This window comes from Rhodanobacter soli, assembly GCF_040548735.1.
GTDB lineage: Bacteria > Pseudomonadota > Gammaproteobacteria > Xanthomonadales > Rhodanobacteraceae > Rhodanobacter > Rhodanobacter soli_A.
Genome location: NZ_JBEPSD010000001.1, coordinates 1994538 through 2003786, shown reverse-complemented (window position 1 = coordinate 2003786; position 9249 = coordinate 1994538). Strand labels below are relative to the sequence as shown.

The window sequence follows — 9249 nt, the reverse complement described above, 5'->3', positions numbered from 1 at the left end:
GTGCGACAACACCAGCATCACCGATCCAGCGGGCTCAGCACGCCGTGGCTGCCGCGGTTGAGCACATGCGTATAGATTTGGGTTGTCGCCACATCCTTGTGGCCGAGCAGTTCCTGGATGGTACGAATATCCTGGCCGGCCTCCAGCAAGTGGGTGGCGAAGGAGTGCCGCAAGGTATGGCAGGTGGCCGGCTTGACGATGCCGGCCTTGAGGCGCGCGTTGCGTACCGCACGCTGCAGGCCGGCCTCGTCCACGTGATGGCGCCGCCGCTCGCCGTCGCGCGGATCGCGCGATAGCTGGTCCGACGGAAACACGTACTGCCATCCCGGCTCGCGCGGCGCCGACGGATACTTGCGCGCCAGCGCATGCGGCAGCCACACCGCACCCAAGCCCGCCGCCAGGTCCTGCCGGTGGATCAGGCGCACCCGCTCCAGCTGCGCCTGCAGCGCCTCGCGCAGGCGCCGCGGCAACGGCACATGCCGATCCTTGCCGCCCTTGCCATCGCGCACGCAGATCTGGTTGAGCTCGAAATCCACATCCTTCACGCGCAGGCGCACGCACTCCATCAGCCGCATGCCCGAGCCGTACAACAACGAGGCCATCAAACCGAAGCGGCCATCCATCATCGCCAGCAGCCGGTTCACCTCGTCGCGTGAGAGCACCACCGGCACCCGTTGTGGCCGCTTCGCCCGCACCACCGTCTCCAGCCACGGCAGCTCGACCGACAACACCTCCTTGTACAGAAACAGCAGCGCCGACAGCGCCTGGTTCTGCGTGCCGGCCGCCACCCGGCCCTCGACCGCCAGCGTGCTCAAAAAGCCCTCGACCTCCGCCGCCCCCATGTCGCGCGGATGCCGCTTGCCATGGGCCAGGATGAACCGTCGAATCCAGCCCACGTACGCTCGCTCCGTCCGCAAGCTGTAATGCTTCAAGCGCAGCCGTGCATGCACCTGATCCAGCAACCGCGGCGTTTTCGCCCCTGTTACACCCTTACTTTCGCCCCGGTAACTCATACACCCTCAAAAGTCGCCGATAACAACGGCATGATGCCCGCCCGCCACGCGCAGGGCATCCGCGCAAGGCCATGATCCGATGTAGGAATTCGCCGCTTGTACGGTCAGGAGTGGCGCCGCATACTCGACGCAACACCTCACTTTTGGGGTCTACTTAGCGTTAGGCCCGCAAGGAAATTCAACGAATGCTTGTGTACTCGGAGCTTGGCAAGCAAGAGACTCGGCGCATGCAGCTACTCGGCATCCCGACGGTCATCGTCGTTGTTGCCTGCTCCATGACCATGGGAGCGCTCTGGAGCATTCTGTTCGCATTCGTAGCACTCATTCCTTACTCGTTCTTCTACACCAAGGCATACGCCGCGGTAGCTGCACGCAATGCATCACCGCCCGATTGGCGGTTCTACATAGGCGTGGTTCTGGTGCAACTTGTCTTCATCGCACTACTGGTGGCTCGCGCGCGGGCCTAACATCTCGTTCAAGGCGGACGGCTACGCCGCCGCTTAACTCCAGCGTTAGGCCTGCGTCCGGGAGATCAGCTCGCATGCTGCTAAACATCGACAAGCCCCTCCGCTGTTCGACGCTTCACGACGAAACTTGCTCACACGTTCCCAAGCCTCATGGCACAAGGTTCAAGCCACTTGGCACGCTGGGGCGAGACGGTGGCTGGTTCTCGGTTTCATCCGTCAGTCAAGCCAAGAAGGTTGCGGCACGTGAATTTCCGAGTGGCACGTTCAAGCCGTGTCAGTATTGCCAAGGGTCCTGACACGCATGCAGGCGCGCAGGCCTAACATTTCGTTCAAGGCGGACGGCTTCGCCGCCGCTTAACTCCAGCGTTAGTCGGCAGCTCGTGTTGGTTTGTCGTATGGTGTGTTTCGCCCAGCTTCGCGCGGGCTTGTCGTCCGTCGCCGCAGCAGCTTTTCGCGCAGCGTCGTCGCAAGTCCTCCGCTTTTGGAGCTGGTAGTTGTGGGTAGTCGGTTGTTCAAGCTGCGCGCTCGTCTTGGCAGTCGTTGTCGCCTGGGCAAGCCGCGTCGCAACCGTCTAACTCCTCGTCCAAGCGGACGGCTTCGCCGCCGCTTAACTCAGGCGTTAGGCAGCAATAGGGAATCACATGGACACAGGGACAAAGCAGTTGCTGAATCGCTGGGAGTCGCTACGTTCGGGAGCGGGGTTGGCCCGTGCAACGTCAGTTGCCCGCGCGCTCTGGCTTCTTGGTTTAGCTCTCTTCCTCGTTGTTGTCATTGGTCTCTACTGCATGCTTCCTCCTATCGTTCTCGTTGCAATTTCGGCCGTCATGGGCTGGGTCATCGCTGAGCGCAACGCCCTCAAATCGCGCATAGCTCAGTGGCCTACTTTTGCAAGCTATATCGATTGGGCACGGGTTAGTAATGACCTCGGTGGCAAATAGGTTGCCTAACAATTCGTTCAAGGCGGACGGCTTCGCCGCCGCTTAACTCCAGCGTTAGGCATCGTGTAGTCATGCAGGAAGAAATCACCAACGGCGTTATTGCTGTCGTCAAGTTCATCGCGTACTACGTCATCTGGTCGTTCGCTCTGTTCAACCTTGGCCGCGCGTCACTGCTTGTTGTTACGCTTGGGCAGTATCCGCGAGGCCTCGATGCTCAACGGCACGTCAATCAAATTTCGCTCGTCGGCGTTCTTGTACTCGTCATGGCTTGGTCGACTGTTGCCATCTACAACAACACACTTGGCGTCCATGCCTAACCACTCATTCGAGGCGGACGGCTTCGCCGCCGCTCAATTCCAGCGTTAGGTCTTTGCTTGTGCGGCAACGCGGCTAGGTGGGTTTCGTTCGTCAGCGCGTTGTCGTGTAGTGTTTCGTTTCGGCAAGTCTGTTTGGTGTTTGCGGTAAGTCGTCAAGTTTCAGAGCGTGGGGTCTGTGGCTCGTTGCTGTTACACGGCGTGGTGCAGTTCACCTTGTCGCGCTCTGGCCGCAAATCCCTAACCAGTCATTCAAGCGGACGGCTGCGCCGCCGCTTAATTCCAGCGTTAGGCCATGCGAAAAACTCTTCTCGCGTTAATCATCCTTATCGCAACGAGCTGTTCCAACAGTCCGTTTCGAAATGCGCCGCCGCAAGAGTCCGCTAGCCTCAGCCTCCCTAAGTCCGCCGATACATTGGCACCAAACCGGCTTGGCGGTATTTTCGCAATAGACGGGCGCTCCGTCGCGGCAGAAAGCAGAAATATTGTCTTTCTCTCACCAAGCTCACACAAGATCAGTTTTCTCTGCCCTGGCTGGATGTACGTCGACGGTTTTCCAAGCCTGCGGCACAAATTTTCCGTTGGCAAAAAGTACGAGCTATCCTGTTCCAGTGGCGCCGTCGAAATCAGGTTGCTTGGCGGCGCCTAACATTTCGTTCAAGGCGGACGGCTACGCCGCCGCTTAACTCCAGCGTTAGGCCGCAATGACACAGACCAACTCACGCATCTGGAAGATCTTGTGGTGGTCCTACTTCGCTCTAGTAGCCATCACCACGATTTCGTCATGGTTTGACATTCACTCGGTGTCAGATGCGTTGTTGGCTGTCTTCAACGCTTACGCACTTGTAGGTCTTTGGGGTTACTTACGTCGCGTCTCTATAGGTTGGCGTAAATTCTGGATCGTATATTCCGCTCTCTTTACAGCCTACGCTGTCTACGGCGTTGGCTTGGTTGCATCGCTTGCGTGGCAATCGCATGCTGCTATGTACTACTACATGGTCGTTGGGGCAGTTCTGCTGGTCGCTCCTCAGTGCTTGGCACTTTGGCGCTACGGGCTCTGCAGCGCCTCAATCTGGCAACCCACGCAAGTTGCGGCCTAACATCTCGTTCAAGGCGGACGGCTACGCCGCCGCTTAACTCCAGCGTTAGGCTTCTATGAAATGGATCGCAACAACGTGGCTATGGATTCGTCGGCTCTTCTGCTTCTTATTTGCGGCGTTCTTAGCCGGCGGAGCTGGCCTTACGGTATGGCGCTACTTCCACGGGAGTGTGCCGTTATCAAACGTTTTTTATAGTCTCGCGGCGGTAGGTGTTGCTGCTTGGTTCGTGTGGCTTGGCGTCTATGGTGCTTCGACAGGTAGCAGCGGCTTGTTCATCGTCGACGCTGAAGCCTCGAAGCAGATGCACAACACAAGAAAGCGTCGTTATGGCTGGCGTTGGTAGCGTCCGCCTAACATCTCGTTCAAGGCGGACGGCTTCGCCGCCGCTTAACTCCAGCGTTAGAGTCCCAATGAGATATCTGCAGCAATTTGCAAAAATAGAACTGGTTGCGCTCGCCGCGCTGGCGATTTTTGCGCTGGCATTCGCGTGCTTCTCCGCGGCGCAGGCATCGTTCGCGACTAATCCACTTTTTGGCGTCTTCGGCACAGGTGAGGTCGTCTTCGTCTATACGATCGTTACCGGTAGCTTGCCCGTCCTTCTCTTAGTCGCTCCGCTCTACTTCGTCCTTTGCCACTTTCATAAGGCAAGTTGGCTTTCCGTCCTTATCATCGGTATTGCGCCTGGCTGTGTCGCACTTTTCATCGCAACAGTTCCCGCTCTTTGGGCATTGCCCTGCGGAGCCTTTGTTGCAGCGTTTACTCATGCCATCTGCGGGCGGGGCTCTAACCCGTCGTCCAAGCGGACGCGTGTACCGCGCGCCGCTTAACTCCAGCGTTAGTCGGTAGCTCTTGTGGGTTCTTCGTGTGGTGCGTTTCGCCCAGCTTCGCGCTGGCTTGCCGTCCGTCGCCGCAGCAGCTTTTCGCGCAGCGTCGTCGTAAGCCTGGACATTCAGAGCTGATAGTTTTGGGGTAGTTGGTTGCTCATGCATCGCGCTCGTCGGCTGGTTGTTGTCGCCCGAGCATGCAGCGTCGCAACCGTCTAACATCTCATTCAAGCGGACGGCTACGCCGCCGCTTAATTCCAGCGTTAGCCTATTTAACGAGTCGAATCGATGAAAGTTATCACTGTTTTACTCCTGGCCTTGTTCTTCTCTCATGCCGCAAAAGCCTCAGAGCCACGTTGCTCGCATGAAGCTACAGAACAGGCCAATAAGCTGCTGACGTTTCACATGGGGGCGGCGTTTGATGGCCGAATGAGTTTTGAGTCGCCAAGGCAAAAGCCGTCGATAAAGAATCCCAGAGACGCAAAGCAGAAATTCAACGTACTTGAGGTCACGGCCAATGTGAGCCCCCATGGGCTATATCGCATGCGGTTCATCTACTTTGCTCCGCTTGGCTCAGACTGTACTTTGATGGGTCAAGAGATTCTGGAGTTTGCGCGCTTATGAGGCAATGATGGCTAACAATTCGTTCAAGGCGGACGGCTGCGCCGCCGCTTAACTCAAGCGTTAGGCCTCAAAGCATGACTTCTCTCAATAGGCCGCTTTCAAATCAAGAGAGTGCATTGGTGCGCTGGCTGCTGGAGCACGGCAAGCCCGAGGCAGCTCCCTTTCTTCAGCAGTTGGCACAGGCAACGGTTACTCCCTGGAAATGCCAGTGCGGCTGCGCAAGCATCAATTTTGTCGTGCAGGGCAAACCAGAGCCGTCTGGCGGTCTCAATCCACTCGCAGACTTTCTTTTCGGCTCAGATAGCGACCTCAGCGGCATCTTTGTTTACGAGCAGGCTGGCGTTCTCGCTGGTCTTGAAGTCTATGGTCTTGCTGGTGAAGCTCCTAAAGCGTTGCCTTCAATCGGCGCACTTCGGCCATGGTCGGATGCTGCACAATCGGCCTAACATTTCGTTCAAGGCGGACGGCTTCGCCGCCGCTTAACTCCAGCGTTAGGCTTCAAGAGCGCTTTCGGGTCAGTGGCAAGTCAACGCCAGCGTGTCGGCCGCGCTCCGCATCACCTTGGTTTCTTCGTTTGGCATCGGGCTGGCCTGCGTGTGTTGCGCGCGGGCGCTGGGGCAGTTCTTCGCAACTTGCGCGCGTGTGTTCGTTCGCGCATCCATTGCGTCTGTCGCACGCGCGATGTGTCGCAACGTCACCACTTCGTCAGCGGTTCGTCTGTCGTACGCAGGCCCTTACCATTCCGCGTTCTTGCAGTGCGTTTGGTGTGGCACTATCGTCGTCAAAGGTCGTGCTTCGGTGCCGCCTAACAGGTCGTTCAAGGCGGACGGCTTCGCCGCCGCTTAACTCTAGCGTTAGGCCGCATGAGCAAAGACCTCAGCAATGTGCATGTTCTTCTTGGTCAGCTTATCGACGGCTGGTGCGAGCGGCGCGCGCTCAATCCGCTCCGAGTCATCTTGTCGTGCTACCCACTCACGAACGGTTTCACGGAGGATTGGGTATTACTCGCAACGAGCTTAAAGACCATTCGTGTTCAATTCGCGAACGACCTTGCCACTGACGAGCTAGAGCAAGTTATCGAGCTTCAGCATCTTGCCGAGTCGGCTGCCTACCGGTGATCATGCTGCCTAACAACTCGTTCAAGGCGGACGGCTTCGCCGCCGCTTAACTCAAGCGTTAGATGGCACAACCGTGAATCGCGAACTCATAATTAGTGTTGAATTGCTCCAAACGCGAGAGCTGTTCTTGGGTATCCAAGGTGCTGGCCGGCCCTTCTATGAGTTTGTCTACCGTGAGGCCGCCGGCGTTTACTGGGATGGGGAAAGATCAGGGTTCAAAAGTACACCGCTCAAAGAATGGTCTTGCGCCATGTGGTTTGCGCAGATCGTCTCGATCGTGCGGCAGGGCCTTGGGGTTGAGCTTGTACTAGATCCAGCCGCAACTTGGCATGGTGTTTCCGAGTCAGACCGCGCAGAAATCCTGCGCAGTGCCATCTAACAAATCGTTCAAGGCGGACGGCTGCGCCAACGCTCAACTCCAGCGTTAGGCTTCTTCCTCCTCATCGTCGAGGCAATCACAAGAAATCGCTTGGCCATCGCATGCAGGGCAGCGCTCTACATCACAACCCGGCACGTGCAGTTGTCCCTTCACCACTGCACAGTCATGGCAAGGTCTTGTGCCCGCACCCCAGTCGTCAGTCTCATTGTCTCATCGTTTTTGGACGAGTGGCGTCGGTTCAAGGCGCTTAATGATGCAAGTGTCTCAAAAACCATTCTGGCAGCTGACCCTGCGGTAGAGCGAATTCAACAATGGCCTGGGATATATGAGCTCCGATCATCTGCCCTTGCCCACGGCTTCAGAAAGAAGGACAGATCGCTGGTGTGCATGGGCGATCTCTATGACCAAGATGTTGCACCGACTGCCTATGCAGAGCAGATTCTTCTTGCAGAATGCGCGGTCTATGCCATCGCGACAGCGATCTGCCAGCTTCATGACATCTACCAAGGCGGCCTTTCACAAGTCTATGGCTCTGGGCCGCACCATGTTAGCGACTGCGGAATACAAACTATGGAGGCGTTTGAGCAAGAAATTTTGGCTATCCGCCGTGCCATCACTTCGATCGATCCAGGCTTAGAGGCCTGCTTCAATGGAACGCGAGTCGCCCCCTAACAATTCATTACAAGCCGAACCCGCTTCGCGGGTCGGCTTAATTCAGGCGTTAGGTGCTCACCTTGACCACTTCCGTATCAATGGACACATCAGTAAGTCTCAAGCAAGCCTTCCTCATCATGCATGCGTATCTTGAGCAGCATTGGGTGTCCGTCGGCAAGCCCGCAGCTCTTGGTGTGCTACTCGGCCAAATTTCGCTCTGGGACACCGAGAGTGGTGGCAAAGAGCCAATGGACGGCTCGGTATTTCCTGACTGGTTGCGCTGTGCGAATTTGGTGTTGTCCGCTGAGGCCATTCCGCAGGGTTACACCGGCGCTGATATCCTCCTGGATGGCAAGCCACCCACAATAAAGGTGCTTCGTTGATGCTGTCTGCACCTAACCAATCATTCGAGGCGGACGGCTCCGCCGCCGCTCAATTCCAGCGTTAGGTCCTATGGCAACATCCCTTGAAACATTGCGTGGCGGTGCAAGAATCGGCTTGGCCAACGCAACATGGCCGTTCGCCAAGCTCCAGATCGCACCGGAGCAGCTTGTGCTTCAAGTGAAATTCCTCGGCACGTTTACCTTTACGCCCGACCAAGTCATCAAGGTCGCCCTTTTGGCATCATCCCTTTCTTCGGCAAAGGGGTTCGCATATTTCACCGTGTCGCCGGCTACCCAGACAAGATTGTCTTTTGGTACCTATGCGCAAACGTGCGGCCACTCGTTGCTAAGATCGAAGCATGCGGCTATGGCACCTAACTACTCGTTCAAGGCAGACGGCTACGCCGCCGCTTAACTCCAGCGTTAGGCACCTCAGGGGAGATCCATTATGGGTGAAACGGAAGAAGCAAATAGCCGCCGCGCCGACATTGCCATGCGTAATCGTCGCCGAACGCTGGAGTCCCGTGAGCGCAAGTTGACGATGGCTGTATTTGGGCTCATGGCTTACTCGGCGTTCGCAAACGTCGTCAGCGGCGCCATGCTTCTAACAACGTCGTCTTTGGATGCTGGCTTAGGTCTCATCCTTGGCGCTTTGTATTCACTTGGCGCTTATCGCATTTGGTTCAAAGACGATATCCGCTGGTGGCCCGTGGCAGTGCCAGCTGGTATCTCTGTTGCCGTCCTGATACTTGCCTGGCTCGGTGGAGTTCAGCACCCCATTCCGTTGCTGCTTAACACCGTTCTCCTCGTGCTCGTGCCTATCCGCAGGCGGGCCGTGGCAGCGGTGCCTAACATCTCGTTCAAGGCGGACGGCTCCGCCGCCGCTTAACTCCAGCGTTAGGCCCGCAAGGAATATCTACGGATGCTTGTGTACTCGGAGCTAAGCAAGCAAGAAACCCGGCGCATGCAGCTGCTCGGCATTCCGATGTTCATCGTCGTTGTCGCTTGCTCCATGACCATGGGGGCACTCTGGAGCATTCTCTTCGCGTTCGTTGCGCTTATTCCTTACTCGTTCTTCTACAGCAAGGCATACGCTGTAGTGGCTGCACGCAACTCATCGCCGCCTGGCTGGAGTGTGGTTCTGGTGCAACTTGCCTTCATCGCAGTATTGGTGGCTCGCGCGCGGGCCTAACATTTCATTCAAGGCGGACGGCTTCGCCGTCGCTTAACTCCGGCGTTAGACCTCATGTTCGAATCGCTCCGATACGGTTGGAAACCAAAGGACGTCAGGAACGCGTTCATCGGCCTGGTCGCCCTCGCAGTTATCGTGCTCGTTGCTGTTTTCCGGCCGGATGATGGCGTTGGCTTAGGCGTACCCCTGGAAGCTGTCGTCGTTTCGTCCGACCCCGTTAACGTGTCTAGAGCTTGCGGCGGG

Annotated in this window: 13 protein-coding genes; 12 read left to right on the top strand and 1 reads right to left on the bottom strand. The window is 57.2% G+C overall.

The window, feature by feature from the left end:
- Positions 1-17: 17 nt before the first annotated feature.
- A complete protein-coding gene (locus ABIE04_RS09080; RefSeq protein ID WP_354548903.1) occupies positions 18-1013 on the bottom strand; it encodes an integron integrase in 996 nt (331 codons plus the stop codon).
- 227 nt (positions 1014-1240) lie between these two features.
- Here ABIE04_RS09080 and ABIE04_RS09075 point away from each other — a divergent pair, with 227 nt between their 5' ends.
- The 12 genes from ABIE04_RS09075 (at position 1241) to ABIE04_RS09020 (ending at position 9006) form a co-directional block, all read left to right on the top strand.
- Positions 1241-1480, top strand: a complete 240-nt coding sequence (locus ABIE04_RS09075; RefSeq protein ID WP_354547950.1) for a hypothetical protein — start codon at positions 1241-1243, stop codon at positions 1478-1480.
- A 1009-nt stretch (positions 1481-2489) separates the two neighbouring features.
- Positions 2490-2735: a hypothetical protein gene (locus ABIE04_RS09070; protein WP_354548900.1), complete on the top strand. Its 246-nt coding sequence runs from the start codon at positions 2490-2492 to the stop codon at positions 2733-2735.
- A gap of 1507 nt (positions 2736-4242) precedes the next feature.
- A complete protein-coding gene (locus ABIE04_RS09065) occupies positions 4243-4659 on the top strand; it encodes a hypothetical protein (RefSeq protein ID WP_354548898.1) in 417 nt (138 codons plus the stop codon).
- 285 nt (positions 4660-4944) lie between these two features.
- Positions 4945-5280 carry a hypothetical protein gene (locus tag ABIE04_RS09060; RefSeq protein ID WP_354548895.1) on the top strand — a complete coding sequence of 112 codons (336 nt, stop codon included), beginning with the start codon at positions 4945-4947 and terminating at the stop codon, positions 5278-5280.
- Between the two features lie 74 nt (positions 5281-5354).
- Positions 5355-5726, top strand: coding sequence for a hypothetical protein (locus ABIE04_RS09055; protein WP_354548893.1), 372 nt, complete (start codon positions 5355-5357; stop codon positions 5724-5726).
- Positions 5727-6143: 417 nt separating this feature from the next.
- Complete coding sequence (locus ABIE04_RS09050; protein WP_354547981.1) at positions 6144-6398, top strand: hypothetical protein; 255 nt, start codon at positions 6144-6146, stop codon at positions 6396-6398.
- A gap of 73 nt (positions 6399-6471) precedes the next feature.
- On the top strand, positions 6472-6777 hold the full coding sequence (locus ABIE04_RS09045; protein ID WP_354548891.1) for a hypothetical protein: 306 nt from the start codon (positions 6472-6474) through the stop codon (positions 6775-6777).
- A 387-nt stretch (positions 6778-7164) separates the two neighbouring features.
- Positions 7165-7449, top strand: a complete 285-nt coding sequence (locus tag ABIE04_RS09040) for a hypothetical protein (RefSeq protein ID WP_354548889.1) — start codon at positions 7165-7167, stop codon at positions 7447-7449.
- A 62-nt stretch (positions 7450-7511) separates the two neighbouring features.
- Positions 7512-7814: a hypothetical protein gene (locus tag ABIE04_RS09035; RefSeq protein WP_354548887.1), complete on the top strand. Its 303-nt coding sequence runs from the start codon at positions 7512-7514 to the stop codon at positions 7812-7814.
- A gap of 70 nt (positions 7815-7884) precedes the next feature.
- Complete coding sequence (locus ABIE04_RS09030; protein ID WP_354548885.1) at positions 7885-8229, top strand: hypothetical protein; 345 nt, start codon at positions 7885-7887, stop codon at positions 8227-8229.
- 33 nt (positions 8230-8262) lie between these two features.
- Entirely contained in the window at positions 8263-8703 is a 441-nt protein-coding gene (locus ABIE04_RS09025) for a hypothetical protein (protein WP_354548883.1), read from the top strand.
- A 75-nt stretch (positions 8704-8778) separates the two neighbouring features.
- Complete coding sequence (locus ABIE04_RS09020) at positions 8779-9006, top strand: hypothetical protein (protein ID WP_354548880.1); 228 nt, start codon at positions 8779-8781, stop codon at positions 9004-9006.
- The last annotated feature ends 243 nt before the right edge of the window (positions 9007-9249 follow it).